This is a genomic window from Citrobacter sp. Marseille-Q3906, from assembly GCF_916618775.1.
Classification (GTDB): Bacteria; Pseudomonadota; Gammaproteobacteria; order Enterobacterales; family Enterobacteriaceae; genus Citrobacter; species Citrobacter murliniae.
The window spans coordinates 41039-57362 of sequence record NZ_CAKAKA010000001.1; the positions used below are offsets into that span (position 1 = coordinate 41039).

Below are 16324 nucleotides of genomic sequence, written 5' to 3' on the forward strand. Positions count from 1 at the left end.
TTGTAAGCCGGATAAGGCGAGGCTCCTATCCGGCAAAAAGACATTAACGGAACCGAACGTCTTCACCTGCCTGCAGCGTTGCTGCCTGTTCCAGCAGATCCCAGAACGTTTCGCCGCTACGATCGCAAATCCATTCATCACCCTTCAGATCAAAATGGTAGCCGCCTTGTTTAGTTGCCAGCCATACCTGATGCAGCGGCTCCTGACGGTTAATGATAATTTTGCTGCCGTTTTCAAAACTGATGGTCAATACGCCGCCGTTGATCTCACAATCAATATCGCTGTCGCCATCCCAGTCATCCAGACGCTCTTCAATAGTCATCCACAGGGTGTCGGCAAGGCGATGAAATTCACTGTCGTTCATTTTTTTATCCTGTTTTTCGTGATGGTCGCAGTATAACGCGAAATAAATCACGTTGCAGTTTGCAGGCAAACTCTTGCTTTTACGCCTTCTCCTGCGATGATAGAAAACAGAAAGTATGAACTTACAGGCAATCCATAATGAAAAACGTGTTTCAGGCACTCGCTGTACTTTTTACTCTGTTCAGCCTGACGGGCTGTGGTCTGAAAGGTCCACTCTATTTTCCGCCAGCAGATAAAACCGCGCCGCCTCCGACAAAGAGCATTGAGCCACAAACGCAATCCACGGTGCCCGAGAAAAACGATCGGGCAACGGGAGATGGCCCTTCTCAGGTGAATTACTGACGGTAAGTCTCTGTACCCGCGTAAACGGAGTGAACAATGCAATTCTCTAAAATGCATGGCCTTGGCAACGATTTTATGGTCGTCGACGCGGTAACGCAGAATGTCTTTTTCTCACCGGAGCTGATCCGCCGCCTGGCAGACAGGCATCTTGGCGTTGGGTTTGATCAACTGCTGGTGGTTGAGCCTCCGTATGATCCGGAGCTGGATTTCCATTACCGCATCTTCAATGCCGACGGCAGTGAAGTGTCACAGTGTGGTAATGGCGCTCGTTGCTTTGCCCGGTTTGTTCGCCTGAAAGGGCTAACGAACAAACGTGATATTCGAGTCAGCACCGCCAATGGTCGCATGGTATTGAGCGTAACGGACGACGAGCTGGTGCGGGTGAATATGGGAGAACCCAACTTTGAACCTTCGCAGGTCCCTTTTCGCGCCAATAAAGCAGAGAAGACCTATATTATGCGAGTGGCTGAGCAGACAGTATTGTGCGGCGTAGTCTCAATGGGGAATCCGCATTGCGTGATTCAGGTTGATGATGTTGAAACTGCCAAGGTGGAAACGCTGGGGCCAGTTCTGGAAAGCCATGAACGCTTTCCTGAACGCGCAAATATCGGGTTTATGCAAGTAGTGAAACGCGAGCATATCCGACTGCGCGTCTATGAACGCGGGGCGGGTGAAACACAAGCCTGCGGCAGCGGCGCGTGCGCAGCTGTTGCTGTTGGTATTCAGCAGGGCCTGCTGGCAGAAGAAGTGCGCGTGGAATTACCGGGTGGTCGACTTGATATCGCCTGGAAAGGTCCGGGTCATCCGTTGTATATGACTGGCCCGGCGGCACATGTCTACGACGGATTTATTCACTTATGAAGCAACCAGGGGAAGAACTACAGGAAACGCTCATGGATCTGGACGATCGGGCGGTCGTCGATTATCTGCAACGTAATCCTGAGTTTTTTATCCGTAATGCCCAGGCAGTTGAAGCGATGCGTGTCCCGCACCCGGTGCGAGGCACGATCTCTTTAGTTGAATGGCATATGGCAAGGGCGCGTAATCACATCAACGTGCTTGAAGAGAACATGGCGTTATTGATGGAACAAGCAAACGCCAACGAAAGTCTGTTCTATCGTCTGTTAAATCTGCAAGGGCGCCTGGTGGCAGCCAACAGTCTCGACGATATGCTGATGCGATTGCATCGCTGGGCGCGAGACCTGGGGCTGGCAGGCGCTACGGTTCGCTTGTTTCCGGATCGCTGGCGACTCGGCGCACCGTCGAAATTCACTCATCTGGCATTAAGTCGTCAGGCGTTCGAACCGTTGCGTATTCAGCGTCTGGGTCAGTCGCAGCATTACCTTGGCCCACTTCACGGCCCGGAACTGCTGGTCATGATGCCGGAAGCGAAAGCTATCGGTTCTGTGGCCATGTCGCTGCTGGGGCAGGATGGCTCTCTTGGTGTCATGCTGTTTAGCAGTCGTGATGCCAATCATTACCAGCAAGGGCAGGGAACGCAGCTATTACAGGAAATTTCGCTGATGTTGCCGGAGCTGCTTGAGCGCTGGATTGAACGCGTATGACCGACTCACCGCTTTCTCAGGACGTTGCACGCTTCTTACGCTATCTGGGCGTTGAGCGTCAACTTAGCCCGATAACGCTACTCAATTATCAGCGTCAGCTTGATGCCATCATCGCGTTAGCCGGAGAAACCGGCCTGCAAAGCTGGCAACAATGTGATGCTGCGATGGTTCGTAGTTTTGCCGTGCGTAGCCGGCGCAAAGGTTTGGGACCTGCGAGCCTGGCATTGCGCCTCTCTGCGTTGCGCAGTTTCTTTGACTGGCTGGTCAATCAGGGAGAGCTGAAAGCCAACCCGGCAAAAGGTGTATCCGCACCGAAAGCACCGCGTCATCTGCCAAAAAATATTGATGTGGATGACGTTAACCGTCTGCTGGATATCGATCTCAACGATCCCCTCGCCGTTCGTGACCGGGCGATGCTGGAGGTTATGTACGGCGCAGGATTGCGTCTATCAGAACTGGTTGGGCTGGATATTAAACATCTCGATCTCGACACAGGCGAAGTCTGGGTGATGGGAAAAGGTAGCAAAGAACGCCGTCTGCCCATTGGTCGCAACGCGGTGGCGTGGATTGAACACTGGCTGGATCTGCGTGGATTGTTTGGTGGTGATGACGATGCTCTTTTCCTGTCAAAACTGGGTAAACGCATCTCGGCGCGTAACGTGCAGAAGCGTTTTGCTGAATGGGGTATTAAGCAGGGGCTAAACAGCCACGTGCATCCACATAAATTACGCCACTCATTTGCGACACATATGCTGGAGTCGAGTGGCGACCTGCGCGGTGTACAAGAGCTGTTGGGACATGCCAACCTTTCTACCACCCAAATCTACACCCATCTTGATTTTCAACACCTGGCTTCAGTGTACGATGCGGCGCATCCGCGCGCCAAACGGGGGAAATAATGCGTTTTTACCGGCCGTTGGGGCGCATTTCTGCGCTCACCTTTGACCTTGATGATACCCTTTACGATAACCGTCCCGTGATCCTGCGCACCGAGCAGGAAGCGCTTGCCTTTGTACAAAATTATCACCCGGCGCTGAGTACGCTAAAAAATAGCGATCTACAGCGTCTGCGTCAGGCTGTACGCGACGCCGAACCGGAGATCTACCATGATGTTACCCAGTGGCGTCATCGTGCTGTAGAGCGTGCCATGCTGGAGGCTGGCCTGTCGGCGGCAGAGGCAAAAATGGGGGCGAACGCCGCGATGATGAATTTCGCGAAATGGCGCAGCCGCATCGACGTCCCGCAGTCTACACATGACACATTGAAGGCTCTGGCCCGCAAGTGGCCACTGGTTGCTATTACCAACGGTAATGCGCAGCCGGAACTGTTTGGTCTGGGCGATTACTTTGAGTTTGTGCTGCGTGCCGGACCGGATGGACGATCCAAACCGTTCAGCGACATGTACTCACTGGCGGCGGAAAAACTGAATATGCCAATTGGTGAAATCCTGCATGTGGGCGACGACCTGACAACAGACGTCGCTGGCGCGATTCGCTGTGGTATGCAGGCTTGTTGGATCAAACCGGAAAATGCCGACCTGATGCAAACATCTGACAGTCGTTTACTGCCGCATATCGAAATTTCACGGTTGGCATCTCTGACCTCGCTGATATAATCACCAACAGAACTCTGTATATATACCCAGCTTTTTGGCGGATGGCGTTGCGCTTATCCGCCCTACATACTTTTACGCGGCGGTGCCAATGGACGTTTCTTACCTGCTCGACAGCCTCAATGATAAACAGCGCGAAGCGGTGGCCGCGCCACGCAGCAATATGCTGGTATTGGCGGGGGCGGGGAGTGGTAAGACCCGCGTGCTGGTGCACCGCATCGCCTGGCTGTTGACCGTAGAGAATAACTCACCGTACTCCATTATGGCTGTGACCTTTACCAATAAGGCCGCGGCGGAAATGCGCCATCGTATTGGTCAGATTATGGGGACCAGTCAGGGCGGTATGTGGGTGGGGACTTTCCATGGTCTGGCGCATCGTTTGCTGCGCGCACACCATATGGACGCTAATCTGCCGCAGGATTTTCAGATCCTCGACAGCGAAGACCAGCTGCGTCTGCTTAAGCGTCTTATTAAAGCGATGAACCTTGATGAGAAGCAGTGGCCACCGCGTCAGGCAATGTGGTTTATCAACAGCCAGAAAGATGAAGGCCTGCGTCCGCACCATTTACAGAGCTACGGCAATCCGGTTGAACAAACCTGGCAGAAAGTCTATCAGGCTTACCAGGAAGCGTGTGACCGTGCGGGGTTGGTGGATTTCGCTGAGCTGCTGCTGCGCGCCCACGAACTGTGGCTCAACAAACCACACATCCTGCAGCACTATCGTGAACGCTTTACCAACATCCTGGTGGATGAATTCCAGGATACCAACAATATCCAGTACGCGTGGATCCGCTTGCTGGCAGGTGATACCGGTAAGGTGATGATCGTCGGTGATGACGACCAGTCGATTTACGGCTGGCGCGGAGCACAGGTGGAAAATATCCAGCGCTTCCTCACCGACTTCCCTGGTGCAGAGACTATTCGCCTGGAGCAGAACTACCGTTCGACCAATAATATCCTCAGCGCTGCCAACGCCCTGATTGAGAATAACAACGGGCGTCTGGGCAAGAAACTGTGGACTGACGGTGTCGATGGTGAACCGATTTCGCTTTACTGTGCGTTCAACGAACTCGATGAAGCGCGCTTTGTGGTTAACCGTATCAAGACCTGGCAGGACAACGGCGGTGCGCTGGAACAGTGCGCCATTCTGTACCGTAGTAACGCCCAGTCGCGTGTGCTTGAAGAGGCTTTATTACAGGCCAGTATGCCGTACCGTATTTACGGTGGTATGCGCTTCTTCGAGCGCCAGGAAATCAAAGATGCACTCTCTTACCTGCGCCTGATCGCTAACCGTAACGACGATGCGGCCTTTGAACGTGTGGTGAATACGCCCACGCGTGGTATTGGTGATCGTACCTTAGATGTGGTGCGCCAGACGTCGCGTGACCGCCAACTGACGCTGTGGCAAGCGTGTCGTGAACTGTTGCAGGAGAAAGCCCTGGCCGGTAGAGCCGCCAGCGCATTGCAGCGCTTTATGGAGCTGATTGACGCGCTGGCCCAGGAAACGGCCGATATGCCGCTGCACGTGCAGACCGACAGGGTGGTAAAAGACTCCGGTCTGCGCATGATGTACGAGCAGGAAAAAGGCGAGAAGGGCCAGACGCGTATCGAAAACTTAGACGAACTGGTGACGGCAACGCGCCAGTTCAGCTACAACGAAGAAGATGAAGATTTAATGCCATTGCAGGCATTCCTCTCCCATGCGGCGCTGGAAGCTGGTGAAGGGCAGGCGGATACCTGGCAGGACGCGGTACAACTGATGACTTTGCACTCGGCAAAAGGCCTCGAGTTCCCGCAGGTGTTTATCGTCGGTATGGAAGAGGGTATGTTCCCCAGCCAGATGTCACTCGACGAAGGTGGACGACTTGAAGAGGAACGTCGTCTGGCCTACGTTGGCGTCACCCGCGCTATGCAGAAACTGACGCTGACCTATGCGGAAACGCGCCGTCTGTACGGTAAAGAGGTTTACCACCGACCATCGCGCTTTATTGGTGAATTACCCGAAGCGTGCGTGGAAGAAGTTCGTTTACGTGCAACGGTCAGCCGCCCTGTGAGCCATCAACGGATGGGCACTCCGATGGTGGAAAATGACACCGGCTACAAGCTGGGACAGCGTGTTCGGCATGCGAAGTTCGGCGAAGGTACTATTGTCAATCTGGAAGGGAGTGGCGAACATAGCCGTTTGCAGGTTGCATTCCAGGGCCAGGGGATAAAATGGCTGGTAGCCGCCTACGCAAGGCTGGAAACGGTGTGAAGGTGCTAACGCTCTGATTTGTAGGCCGGATAGGATGCAGCCGCTATCCGGCAATCTGTCGCTTAATCTTCTGAAATCATAGATAAATACCCTTATTCTGCTAACCTTGGTGCATGAGGGGAAATTATTACTTTTTCGCCATCTGTTGCGTGTTGACGTCAAAATTTTGCTGGCGTAACATGCGCGCACGATTACGCTAAGAGGACATTCGCCTTGGACACACCCAGTAGATACTGGCTCATTATCCTGTCATCCAGGATCAACTCCTAAGGCTATCCCTTTTTGCTGATAGCCTTCGCGGTTGTCAGCGACCTTCTGTTTTTTCCCGTCGCGCTGAGTCAGGCTGTTTAATGGTCTGAAACCCAATTTGTTTCTGTGTGCCCACCGAACTGTCCGATAATTTTTTGCATTGGGAGTCCCGGTCATGCTGAGCGCATTTCAACTGGAAAACAATCGTTTAACTCGCCTTGAGGCAGACGAGATCGAGCACCTGGCCAGTTCGGTTTGGGTCGATTTAGTCGAGCCGGATGACGAAGAACGAAACCGTGTGCAAAAGGACTTGGGCCAGAATCTGGCTACGCGCCCTGAACTGGAAGACATCGAAGCATCCGCACGTTTTTTCGAAGACGAAGACGGTCTGCATATTCACTCCTTCTTCTTCTATGAAGATGCCGACGATCACGCGGGCAACTCAACTGTCGCATTTACCATTCGCGAAGGGCGCCTGTTTACCCTGCGTGAGCGCGAACTGCCGGCATTCCGTTTGTACCGTATGCGTGCGCGAAGCCAGGCGATGGTAGATGGCAACGCTTACGAGCTGTTGCTCGACCTGTTCGAAACCAAAATCGAACAACTGGCAGATGAAATAGAAAACATCTACAGCGATCTGGAAAAGCTCAGTCGCGTGATTATGGAAGGGCGTCAGGGCGATGAATATGACGAGGCGCTCTCTACGCTGGCGGAACTGGAAGATATCGGCTGGAAAGTTCGCCTGTGTCTGATGGATACCCAGCGCGCATTGAACTTCCTTGTGCGCAAGGCGCGTCTGCCAGGCGGTCAGTTGGAGCAGGCGCGTGAGATCCTGCGAGATATCGAATCCCTGCTGCCGCACAACGAATCACTGTTTCAGAAAGTTAACTTCCTGATGCAGGCGGCGATGGGCTTTATCAATATCGAGCAGAACCGTATCATCAAGATCTTCTCGGTGGTATCTGTGGTATTCCTACCGCCAACACTGGTGGCTTCAAGCTACGGGATGAACTTTGAGTTTATGCCTGAGCTGCACTGGAGTTTTGGTTACCCAGGGGCGATTGTCTTTATGATGCTCGCAGGGCTGGCGCCATATCTGTACTTTAAGCGCAAGAACTGGTTGTAATTTTTATGCCTGATGGCGACTTAGCTTTTCCCGGCCTACGTAATCTGTAGACCAGATAAGCCCGCGCCATCAGGTAAACGATATTAAAGCCCTTTGCGCGTCCTGTGCTGGGTGTAAATCGCATCCGCAACAAAAATCGCCAATGCTACCCAGATAAAGGCGAACGTTACCATTTTATCCGCACCCGGAACCTCGCCGTAGAATGTCACTGCCAGCAGGAACATCAGCGTTGGGCCGATGTACTGGAAAAAGCCCAGCGTGGACAGACGCAGACGCGTGGCTGCGCCGGTAAAACAGAGCAGGGGAATAGTGGTTACGATCCCCGCAGCAATCAGCAGCAGATTCAGCGACATAGGGTTCTGAGCCATGTGGCTGGTTGGACTATCTGCAATACCAAACAGATAAATTGCCGCAACGGGTAATAACCACAGGGTTTCAATCAGCATGCCAGTTTGCGCCTCGACGGCAATCTTCTTACGTACCAGACCATAAAAAGCAAAGCTGAAAGCCAGCCCCAGCGCAATGATGGGCAGTGAACCGAATGTCCACAGTTGTACCAGTACACCGCAGGCGGCTAACAGTACGGCCAGCCACTGCATGCGGCGAAAGCGCTCGCCGAGGAAAATCATCCCCAGCACAATATTTACCAGCGGGTTAATAAAATAGCCCAGGCTCGCTTCCAGCATATGGTGGTTATTGACCGCCCAGATAAAAAGCAGCCAGTTTCCGCCGATGAGCACCGCTGATAGCGCCAGCAGGAAAATCTTCTTTGGCGTTTGCAGCAGCGTTTTGATGCCCGACCATTGGCGGCTGACGCTCATCAACACCACCATAAAGAAAAACGACCAGATGACGCGGTGCGTCAGGATTTCGTCGGCGGGGACATAGTAAATCAGCTTGAAGTACGCGGGTGCGATGCCCCAAATAAAATAGGCAGCAAGAGCGAGTAACACGCCCTGCCGCGTTTGTTTAGCATCCATCGGGAAAACTCGGTTCAGAAATGTAACAGCAGTTTACCTGTTTTTACGCGCTTACCCCACCATATAAGTGGCGGTTGCGCTGGCGATATAAAGTTGTTCCTCGTTATGCAGTTCCACACGAGCAACAGCAACTTTGTTGCCCGCTCTCAGCAGACTACTGGTCGCCGTGAAGCGATTGCCCCTGCCCGGGCGCAGGTAATCAACACGTAGATCGATAGTCCCCATACGAGACATCCGTTGGCGCAGTTCGTCCTCGCTGATGGTTTCGTGGCGGGTCAGCGTACTGCCAACGCATACCAGTCCGGCGGCAACGTCCAATGCTGAGGCGATTACGCCTCCATGCAGGATACTTTGCGCCCAGTTGCCGACCATCATGGGTTGGTTATTAAACGCTAATTGCGCAAACTCTTTTTCATAGCGTTCCAGTTCCAGCCCCAGAGCCCGGTTAAACGGCATATGGTAGACAAACATTTCACCCACTAATTTCAGCGCTTGCTCAGCAGTAAGTACGGCAGACATACGATCCTGATACCCCATTGGTTAATGAAATGTTGATATTATGCTTATTATTTGTTGTTTTCTACTTTAAGACGGGATAACTAACGAGAAGCCAGCTAAGTATGTAGAATACTTGCCAGATAATTATACAATTCATCAATATTTGGTCTGGAGAACACTAAAAATGCGGGCGATTCTGGGTTGGTTATTACCAGCAGTCATGCTGCCGTTGACCGCGTATGCGCAGGAAGCGACAGTGAAAGAGATTCATGATGCACCAGCGGTGCGCGGCAGTGTTATCGCCAATATGCTGCAGGAGCATGATAACCCCTTCACGCTTTACCCTTATGACACCAACTATCTCATCTACACCAATACCAGCGACATGAATAAAGAGGCTATCAGTAGCTATAGCTGGTCTGATAATGCGCGTAAAGATGAGGTTAAGTTCCAGCTGAGCCTGGCGTTTCCGCTCTGGCGCGGGATTTTAGGCCCGAACTCTGTGCTCGGTGGCTCCTATACCCAGAAATCATGGTGGCAGCTTTCCAATAGTGAAGAGTCCTCACCGTTTCGCGAAACCAACTACGAGCCGCAACTTTTCCTCGGTTTTGCCACCGACTATCGCTTTGCTGGATGGACGCTGCGTGATGTCGAAATGGGTTACAACCATGACTCTAACGGTCGTTCCGATCCGACCTCGCGTAGCTGGAACCGCCTGTATACCCGCCTGATGGCAGAACAGGGTAACTGGCTGGTGGAAGTGAAACCGTGGTACGTCATCGGTAGCACAGATGACAACCCCGATATCACCAAATACATGGGTTACTATCAGCTCAAAATTGGTTATCACCTGGGGGATGCCGTGTTAAGCGCCAAAGGTCAGTACAACTGGAATACGGGCTATGGCGGCGCGGAGCTGGGTTTAAGTTACCCCATCACGAAGCATGTTCGTCTTTATACCCAGGTCTACAGTGGCTATGGCGAATCGTTGATCGACTACAACTTTAATCAGACGCGCGTGGGTGTGGGCGTGATGCTCAATGACATTTTCTGATCTGCGCAATGATTGTGTTTTAAACATTGCAGTTTCTCTCTCAGGCGCTGAAAATAGCGCCTGTTTTTATTTATAGCTAATGGGGTTAATGTGGCGCAGGCGGAAGTGTTGAATCTGGAAATGGGCGCTAAACAGGTTTTACAGGAAACCTTTGGCTACCAACAGTTTCGCCCTGGTCAGGAAGAAATCATCGACACCGTGCTCTCTGGCCGCGACTGCCTGGTCGTCATGCCGACCGGTGGCGGTAAATCCCTCTGCTATCAAATTCCCGCATTATTGCTGAACGGGCTAACCGTTGTCGTTTCACCGCTGATTTCCCTGATGAAAGATCAGGTCGATCAACTGCTGGCAAATGGCGTAGCGGCTGCGTGTCTGAACTCCACCCAGAGTCGCGAGCAGCAGCTTGAGGTGATGGCCGGTTGCCGCAGCGGGCAAATCCGCTTGCTGTACATTGCGCCCGAACGTCTGATGCTGGATAACTTTCTTGAACATCTGGCGCACTGGAATCCGGTGCTGTTGGCTGTTGATGAAGCGCACTGTATTTCTCAGTGGGGGCATGATTTTCGTCCGGAATACGCCGCACTGGGCCAGCTGCGTCAACGTTTTCCTGCTCTGCCGTTTGTCGCACTGACGGCAACCGCTGATGAAACAACCCGACTGGATATTGTTCGTCTGCTGGGGCTGAACGATCCGTTAATTCAGATCAGCAGCTTTGACCGACCGAACATTCGCTACATGCTGATGGAGAAGTTTAAGCCTCTCGATCAACTGATGCGTTACGTGCAAGAACAGCGCGGCAAGTCCGGTATTATTTACTGTAATAGCCGTGCGAAAGTAGAAGATACCGCCGCACGTCTGCAAAGTCGTGGGATCAGCGCAGGGGCCTATCATGCCGGGCTGGAAAACAGCATTCGTGCTGAGGTGCAGGAGAAATTCCAGCGCGATGACCTGCAAATCGTCGTGGCAACCGTGGCGTTTGGTATGGGAATTAATAAACCTAACGTACGCTTTGTGGTGCACTTTGATATCCCACGTAACATCGAGTCGTATTACCAGGAAACGGGGCGCGCCGGGCGTGACGGCCTGCCTGCAGAAGCGATGCTGTTTTATGATCCAGCCGATATGGCGTGGTTACGCCGCTGCCTTGAAGAGAAACCCGCCGGGCAATTGCTTGATATTGAGCGACATAAGCTGAATGCGATGGGGGCGTTTGCCGAGGCGCAAACCTGCCGTCGTCTGGTCCTGCTGAATTATTTTGGTGAAGGGCGTCAGGAGCCGTGCGGCAACTGCGATATTTGTCTCGATCCGCCGAAACAGTACGATGGTTTAATGGATGCGCGTAAAGCGCTGTCGACGATATATCGCGTTAACCAACGTTTTGGGATGGGCTATGTCGTCGAAGTGCTGCGCGGAGCAAATAACCAGCGTATTCGTGAGCTGGCTCATGACAAACTGCCAGTCTACGGTATTGGACGTGAGCAGAGCCACGAGCACTGGGTGAGCGTGATCCGCCAGTTGATCCATCTTGGCCTGGTCACGCAGAATATTGCCCATCACTCCGCGTTACAGTTAACCGAAGCGGCGCGTCCGGTACTGCGCGGCGATGTCCCGCTACAGCTTGCCGTGCCGCGTATTGTGGCGCTAAAACCGCGTGCGATGCAGAAATCCTTTGGCGGCAACTACGATCGCAAGCTGTTTGCCAAATTGCGTAAGCTGCGCAAAGCCATTGCAGATGAAGAGAATATTCCACCGTATGTGGTCTTCAACGATGCCACGCTGATTGAAATGGCGGAACAGATGCCAGTTTCACCGAGCGAAATGCTGAGCGTCAATGGCGTAGGGATGCGTAAACTTGAGCGATTCGGCAAAGAGTTTATGGCGCTTATTCGTGCGCACGTTGATGGTGACGACGAAGAGTAGTCAGCCAGGCAAAAAAGTGCCAGGATGGTGACTCACTGAACTATTCCCCCGCGAGTCAATTTTATGTTAACGCTATTTTTTACCGTTGCGTTGGTACACATCGTTGCGCTGATGAGCCCTGGCCCCGATTTTTTCTTTGTTTCTCAAACGGCCGTCAGCCGTTCGCGTAAAGAAGCGATGATGGGCGTGCTGGGCATCACCTGTGGTGTCATGGTCTGGGCAGGTGTGGCGCTGCTCGGTCTGCATCTGATCATCGAAAAAATGGCCTGGCTGCACACTATTATTATGGTGGGTGGCGGTCTGTATCTGTGCTGGATGGGCTACCAGATGCTGCGTGGCGCGTTTAAAAAACAGGATGTCGCTGCTCCCGCACCGCAGGTTGAGCTGGCACAGAGTGGACGCAGCTTTATCAAAGGCCTGCTGACCAACCTGGCGAATCCTAAAGCCATTATCTATTTTGGCTCTGTATTCTCGCTGTTTGTAGGTGATAGCGTAGGTACCGGCGCGCGCTGGGGCATTTTTGCCCTGATAATCGTAGAAACGCTGGCCTGGTTTACCGTGGTCGCCAGCCTGTTTGCGCTACCGAAAATGCGTCGTGGCTATCAGCGTCTGGCGAAGTGGATTGATGGATTTGCTGGCGCGTTGTTCGCTGGTTTTGGTATCCATTTGATTATTTCGCGTTAATTCGGTTACCCGCCTGGGTAGACCCAGGCGGAGAGCTGTTTATTGCGCAAGTTTCTGTAATTCATCCTTCGAAAGGCCGGTCATTTCCATAATTGCATCAATATCCAGACCTCGCTTAAGCATTGCTTTTGCAATGTCCAGTATGGCAATACGTTTGCCCTCTTCGCGACCAATTTGCTTTAGCTGATCCGCCATTGTCATCAGTTTGTCTCCATGCTGCGGCACGCGCTGTGCCAGCTTATACAGTAATGTCTGAACATCTTGTGTATTCCCTGCTTGCACCATGTAGTTTATCAGCACGATTATTTGTTGTCCGCTCATCTTCTCCAGCATAAACAGGCGGGTAAGTTTATCCAGCAACTGCGCCATGTCACGCTGGCGAATATGTTTTTGCACTAATGTCAGTGCTGCCATACTGCGATGCTGCATGATTTCATCATCGGGGATTATCGTCACATCCACCAGTGGAAATGGCGTGCTGTAAAGCTGACGGGCGGTACCCGGATCCTCAAAGTGATCCAGCCAGTTCATTGAACCTTGCCAGGGCGTTTGCTTCCCATGGTAAAAGAGAACAGGAATAACCAGCGGTAGAGTATCGTTTCCTGCCTCCAGATGACGTTGCATGGCTGCGATTGCATAGCGCATCAGTCGAAACGACATATATTTATCCGGTGAGCTTTGATGCTCAATAAGCACATGTACGTAGCCATGGCCGCTGGTGGTTTCCAGTGAATAGAGGATGTCACTGAAATAGGGACGCAGATCGTCCTCCACAAAGCTACCTGATTCAAGTTGCAGCGTTTCCAGTTTGCAAATTTTGAGTAATGAGGGAGGAAGATGAAGTTCGATGAAGTCCCGCGCGGTTTCCACGCGGGAGAGGAAGGTCTTAAATACAGCATCGTGTGGTGTCGTTGCTTCCGCCATCGTCCATCATCCGTGAAAGGTGAATGTGGCTGAATTCTGGCATGAGCAATTAACCCCCTGATAGCGCAGAATAAAAGACTTTTATCCCTTTGCGGCGAGGCCCGAAAAGCCATGTACAGATGTTCTGACTGTCAGTATTTCAGTGCGAGCACTGTTCCATTTGCTACGCATGCCGAGCTGATGCCAACAGGGCGCCTATCAGCATAAACAGTGACCCAAACACTTTGTTTAGCGCCTTCATTTGCTTTGGCCCTTTAATCCAGCCTGCAATGCGCGTGGCCAGTGTCGCGTAACCGATCATCACTATCACATCGACCACAATGGTCGTGATGCCAAGCACGACATACTGCATTAACTGAGGCTCCTGCGGCATAATGAACTGGGGGAACAGTGCGGCGAGAAACACAATACTCTTCGGGTTAGTCAGATTGACAAAAACGGCCCGTTTGAACAGGCGACTGCGTGATTGTGAATTCGCCATGGTGTTCAGGTCGATAGCGCCCGCAGCGCGCCATTGTTGAATTCCCAGCCAAATCAGATAAGCCGCTCCCGCCCATTTCAACACCTCAAATGCGATAACCGAACGTGAGAATAACGTTCCCAGTCCAACGCCAACCAGCACGATATGGATACCCAGCCCGGTTTGCAAACCAGCAATCGATGCACTTGCTCCCCGATAGCCGTGGCTGATGGCGGTAGTCATGGTATTGATTGCACCTGAGCCCGGAGACAAGCTCAAAATAATAGAGGTCAGCAGGTAGGCGAACCACCATTCAAAGGTCATGAGAAACTCCCGGATTGTCTATTTTTATGCCACAATACGCTACTGTCGCTGCGTTGTGTCAGACACGGCGAAAAAAACGATTTTACTTGGTCAGCGAGGCTGGATACCTGATGTTTCAGCAGCAAAAAGACTGGGAAACAAGAGAAAACGCGTTTGCCGCTTTTTCCATGGGGCCACTGACAGATTTCTGGCATCAGCGGGAGGAAGCGGAGTTTACAGGCGTAGATGATGTCCCTGTTCGTTTCGTCCGCTTTCGTGCAGAAAAAAACGATCGTGTGATCGTTATCTGTCCTGGGCGCATTGAAAGCTACGTGAAGTACGCTGAACTGGCGTATGACCTGTTTTATTCTGGTTTTGACATACTCATTATCGATCACCGCGGGCAAGGGCGTTCCGGGCGGATGTTATCGGACCCGCATCGTGGTCATGTGGATAACTTTAATGACTATGTTGACGATTTAGCCGCCTTCTGGCAGCAGGAAGTACAGCCAGGTCCGTGGAGAAAACGTTACATACTAGCGCATTCCATGGGCGGTGCGATTGCAACGCTGTTCCTGCAGCGCCATCCTAATCAGTGTGATGCCATCGCGCTCTGCGCCCCAATGTTTGGTATTGTGATGCGTTTTCCTGACTGGATGGTGCGCCATATTCTTGACTGGGCCGAGGGGCACCCGCGCATTCGCGAAGGCTATGCTATGGGAACCGGTCGCTGGCGGGCACTGCCGTTTGGGATGAATTCGCTAACCCATAGCCGACAGCGCTATCGGCGTAATTTGCGCTTCTATGCTGATGATCCGCAACTGCGTGTCGGCGGTCCCACTTATCACTGGGTGCGTGAAGGCATTCTGGCTGGTGAGCAGGTCCTGGCCGGAGCTGGAGATGACGCTACCCCAATGCTGCTAATTCAGGCTGAAGAAGAACGTGTGGTGGATAACCGCATGCACGATCGTTTTTGTGAACTCCGCGCCGCAGCGGACCATCCTGTAGAAGGAGGTCAGCCGCTTGTCATAAAAGGTGCGTACCATGAGATCCTTTTTGAAAAGGACGCAATGCGCTCAGTCGCGCTCAACGCCATTGTTGAATTTTTCAACAGGCATAACTCATCCAGCGGAAATCGCTTTGCTTAGAGGTTTAATTTTCTTATGTATCAGGTTGTTGCGTCTGATTTAGATGGTACATTGCTTTCCCCCGACCATACCCTGTCCCCTTATGCCAAAGAGACACTGAAATTGCTGACTGCTCGTGGTGTCAACTTTGTGTTCGCAACCGGTCGGCATCATGTTGATGTGGGGCAAATTCGCGATAACCTGGGGATTAAATCCTACATGATCACCTCCAACGGCGCGCGTGTGCATGATCCTGATGGAAAGCTGGTGTTCTCGCATAACCTGGATCGTGACATTGCCAGTGACCTGTTTGGTGTGGTGAATGCAAATCCGGACATCGTGACTAACGTTTATCGCGATGATGAGTGGTTTATGAACCGCCATCGCCCGGATGAAATGCGTTTTTTCAAAGAAGCGGTATTTAACTACTCGCTGTTTGAACCTGCGCTACTGGAGCCGGAAGGCATCAGCAAAGTGTTTTTCACCACCGACTCACACGAAAGGCTGCTACCGCTGGAGCAGGCGATTAATGCCCGCTGGGGCGATCGCGTGAACGTCAGTTTCTCCACTCTCACTTGCCTGGAAGTGATGGCTGGCGGCGTCTCGAAAGGCCATGCACTGGAAGCGGTAGCGAAAGCGATGGGTTACAGCCTTCAGGACTGCATTGCCTTCGGCGACGGAATGAATGATGCAGAGATGCTCTCCATGGCAGGAAAAGGCTGCATTATGGGGAATGCGCATCAGCGCCTGAAAGATCTGCATCCGGAACTGGATGTGATTGGTCTCAATGCCGACGATGCCGTGCCGCACTATCTGCGCGATCTCTTTTTAAAGTAATTGTTCTTTAGTTGACCAGTTGTCAA

At 52.3% G+C, this 16324-nt stretch carries 18 protein-coding genes; 13 read left to right on the top strand and 5 right to left on the bottom strand.

From position 1 onward, the window contains the following. Positions 1-43: 43 nt before the first annotated feature. Positions 44-364 (bottom strand): iron donor protein CyaY, encoded by a 321-nt coding sequence (gene cyaY, locus LG384_RS00205; RefSeq protein WP_045449855.1) that lies wholly within the window; start codon positions 362-364, stop codon positions 44-46. A gap of 137 nt (positions 365-501) precedes the next feature. On the opposite strand from cyaY, the gene LG384_RS00210 reads away from it, so the two are divergent. The 8 genes from LG384_RS00210 (at position 502) to corA (ending at position 7511) form a co-directional block, all read left to right on the top strand. Continuing rightward, positions 502-705 (top strand): lipoprotein, encoded by a 204-nt coding sequence (locus tag LG384_RS00210; protein ID WP_045449105.1) that lies wholly within the window; start codon positions 502-504, stop codon positions 703-705. Positions 706-741: 36 nt separating this feature from the next. Next, the gene (dapF, locus tag LG384_RS00215) at positions 742-1566 is read left to right on the top strand and encodes a diaminopimelate epimerase (protein WP_225760305.1); all 825 of its coding nucleotides are present in this window, start codon (positions 742-744) and stop codon (positions 1564-1566) included. Further along, positions 1563-2270: a DUF484 domain-containing protein gene (locus LG384_RS00220; RefSeq protein ID WP_045449108.1), complete on the top strand. Its 708-nt coding sequence runs from the start codon at positions 1563-1565 to the stop codon at positions 2268-2270. Before dapF ends, LG384_RS00220 begins: the two co-directional genes overlap by 4 nt. Next, positions 2267-3169 (top strand): tyrosine recombinase XerC, encoded by a 903-nt coding sequence (xerC, locus tag LG384_RS00225; protein WP_048223287.1) that lies wholly within the window; start codon positions 2267-2269, stop codon positions 3167-3169. Before LG384_RS00220 ends, xerC begins: the two co-directional genes overlap by 4 nt. Then, the gene (gene yigB, locus LG384_RS00230; protein ID WP_045449112.1) at positions 3169-3885 is read left to right on the top strand and encodes a 5-amino-6-(5-phospho-D-ribitylamino)uracil phosphatase YigB; all 717 of its coding nucleotides are present in this window, start codon (positions 3169-3171) and stop codon (positions 3883-3885) included. Before xerC ends, yigB begins: the two co-directional genes overlap by 1 nt. 88 nt (positions 3886-3973) lie before the next feature. Continuing rightward, positions 3974-6136, top strand: coding sequence for a DNA helicase II (uvrD, locus tag LG384_RS00235; protein WP_225760306.1), 2163 nt, complete (start codon positions 3974-3976; stop codon positions 6134-6136). Positions 6137-6349: 213 nt separating this feature from the next. Then, a complete protein-coding gene (ysgD, locus tag LG384_RS00240) occupies positions 6350-6406 on the top strand; it encodes a YsgD/CorL family protein (RefSeq protein WP_212723238.1) in 57 nt (18 codons plus the stop codon). Between the two features lie 154 nt (positions 6407-6560). Beyond that, complete coding sequence (gene corA / locus LG384_RS00245; RefSeq protein ID WP_045449116.1) at positions 6561-7511, top strand: magnesium/cobalt transporter CorA; 951 nt, start codon at positions 6561-6563, stop codon at positions 7509-7511. A gap of 83 nt (positions 7512-7594) precedes the next feature. Here corA and rarD read toward each other — a convergent pair whose 3' ends face one another. Then, positions 7595-8491, bottom strand: coding sequence for an EamA family transporter RarD (gene rarD / locus LG384_RS00250; RefSeq protein ID WP_045449117.1), 897 nt, complete (start codon positions 8489-8491; stop codon positions 7595-7597). A 51-nt stretch (positions 8492-8542) separates the two neighbouring features. Next, positions 8543-9010, bottom strand: a complete 468-nt coding sequence (gene yigI / locus LG384_RS00255; RefSeq protein WP_005133301.1) for an acyl-CoA thioesterase YigI — start codon at positions 9008-9010, stop codon at positions 8543-8545. 163 nt (positions 9011-9173) lie between these two features. On the opposite strand from yigI, the gene pldA reads away from it, so the two are divergent. The 3 genes from pldA (at position 9174) to rhtC (ending at position 12647) form a co-directional block, all read left to right on the top strand. Continuing rightward, positions 9174-10043 carry a phospholipase A gene (gene pldA / locus LG384_RS00260; protein WP_045449120.1) on the top strand — a complete coding sequence of 290 codons (870 nt, stop codon included), beginning with the start codon at positions 9174-9176 and terminating at the stop codon, positions 10041-10043. Between the two features lie 90 nt (positions 10044-10133). Then, on the top strand, positions 10134-11963 hold the full coding sequence (recQ, locus tag LG384_RS00265; RefSeq protein WP_048223290.1) for an ATP-dependent DNA helicase RecQ: 1830 nt from the start codon (positions 10134-10136) through the stop codon (positions 11961-11963). A gap of 63 nt (positions 11964-12026) precedes the next feature. Then, positions 12027-12647, top strand: a complete 621-nt coding sequence (gene rhtC / locus LG384_RS00270) for a threonine export protein RhtC (RefSeq protein ID WP_045449125.1) — start codon at positions 12027-12029, stop codon at positions 12645-12647. Positions 12648-12686: 39 nt separating this feature from the next. Here the strand turns inward: rhtC and LG384_RS00275 are convergent, their stop codons facing one another. Together LG384_RS00275 and rhtB are read right to left on the bottom strand one after the other, a co-directional pair. Beyond that, complete coding sequence (locus tag LG384_RS00275) at positions 12687-13571, bottom strand: Rpn family recombination-promoting nuclease/putative transposase (protein ID WP_045449128.1); 885 nt, start codon at positions 13569-13571, stop codon at positions 12687-12689. Between the two features lie 163 nt (positions 13572-13734). Continuing rightward, positions 13735-14355 (bottom strand): homoserine/homoserine lactone efflux protein, encoded by a 621-nt coding sequence (gene rhtB, locus LG384_RS00280; protein ID WP_045449129.1) that lies wholly within the window; start codon positions 14353-14355, stop codon positions 13735-13737. 110 nt (positions 14356-14465) lie between these two features. Between rhtB and pldB the strand changes: the two genes are divergently transcribed. Further along, complete coding sequence (pldB, locus tag LG384_RS00285) at positions 14466-15482, top strand: lysophospholipase L2 (RefSeq protein WP_045449131.1); 1017 nt, start codon at positions 14466-14468, stop codon at positions 15480-15482. A gap of 15 nt (positions 15483-15497) precedes the next feature. Beyond that, the gene (gene yigL, locus LG384_RS00290) at positions 15498-16298 is read left to right on the top strand and encodes a sugar/pyridoxal phosphate phosphatase YigL (RefSeq protein WP_045449133.1); all 801 of its coding nucleotides are present in this window, start codon (positions 15498-15500) and stop codon (positions 16296-16298) included. Positions 16299-16324 lie beyond the last annotated feature (26 nt).

Bases quoted from the DNA above. Each gene is read 5' to 3' on its own strand.
- rhtB (WP_045449129.1), bottom strand. From the start codon at position 14,355: ATGACCTTTGAATGGTGGTTCGCCTACCTGCTGACCTCTATTATTTTG.
- corA (WP_045449116.1), top strand. From the start codon at position 6,561: ATGCTGAGCGCATTTCAACTGGAAAACAATCGTTTAACTCGCCTTGAG.
- LG384_RS00275 (WP_045449128.1), bottom strand. From the start codon at position 13,571: ATGGCGGAAGCAACGACACCACACGATGCTGTATTTAAGACCTTCCTC.
- yigL (WP_045449133.1), top strand. From the start codon at position 15,498: ATGTATCAGGTTGTTGCGTCTGATTTAGATGGTACATTGCTTTCCCCC.
- yigI (WP_005133301.1), bottom strand. From the start codon at position 9,010: ATGTCTGCCGTACTTACTGCTGAGCAAGCGCTGAAATTAGTGGGTGAA.
- xerC (WP_048223287.1), top strand. From the start codon at position 2,267: ATGACCGACTCACCGCTTTCTCAGGACGTTGCACGCTTCTTACGCTAT.
- cyaY (WP_045449855.1), bottom strand. From the start codon at position 364: ATGAACGACAGTGAATTTCATCGCCTTGCCGACACCCTGTGGATGACT.
- rhtC (WP_045449125.1), top strand. From the start codon at position 12,027: ATGTTAACGCTATTTTTTACCGTTGCGTTGGTACACATCGTTGCGCTG.
- rarD (WP_045449117.1), bottom strand. From the start codon at position 8,491: ATGGATGCTAAACAAACGCGGCAGGGCGTGTTACTCGCTCTTGCTGCC.
- pldB (WP_045449131.1), top strand. From the start codon at position 14,466: ATGTTTCAGCAGCAAAAAGACTGGGAAACAAGAGAAAACGCGTTTGCC.
- LG384_RS00220 (WP_045449108.1), top strand. From the start codon at position 1,563: ATGAAGCAACCAGGGGAAGAACTACAGGAAACGCTCATGGATCTGGAC.
- dapF (WP_225760305.1), top strand. From the start codon at position 742: ATGCAATTCTCTAAAATGCATGGCCTTGGCAACGATTTTATGGTCGTC.
- pldA (WP_045449120.1), top strand. From the start codon at position 9,174: ATGCGGGCGATTCTGGGTTGGTTATTACCAGCAGTCATGCTGCCGTTG.
- LG384_RS00210 (WP_045449105.1), top strand. From the start codon at position 502: ATGAAAAACGTGTTTCAGGCACTCGCTGTACTTTTTACTCTGTTCAGC.
- uvrD (WP_225760306.1), top strand. From the start codon at position 3,974: ATGGACGTTTCTTACCTGCTCGACAGCCTCAATGATAAACAGCGCGAA.
- yigB (WP_045449112.1), top strand. From the start codon at position 3,169: ATGCGTTTTTACCGGCCGTTGGGGCGCATTTCTGCGCTCACCTTTGAC.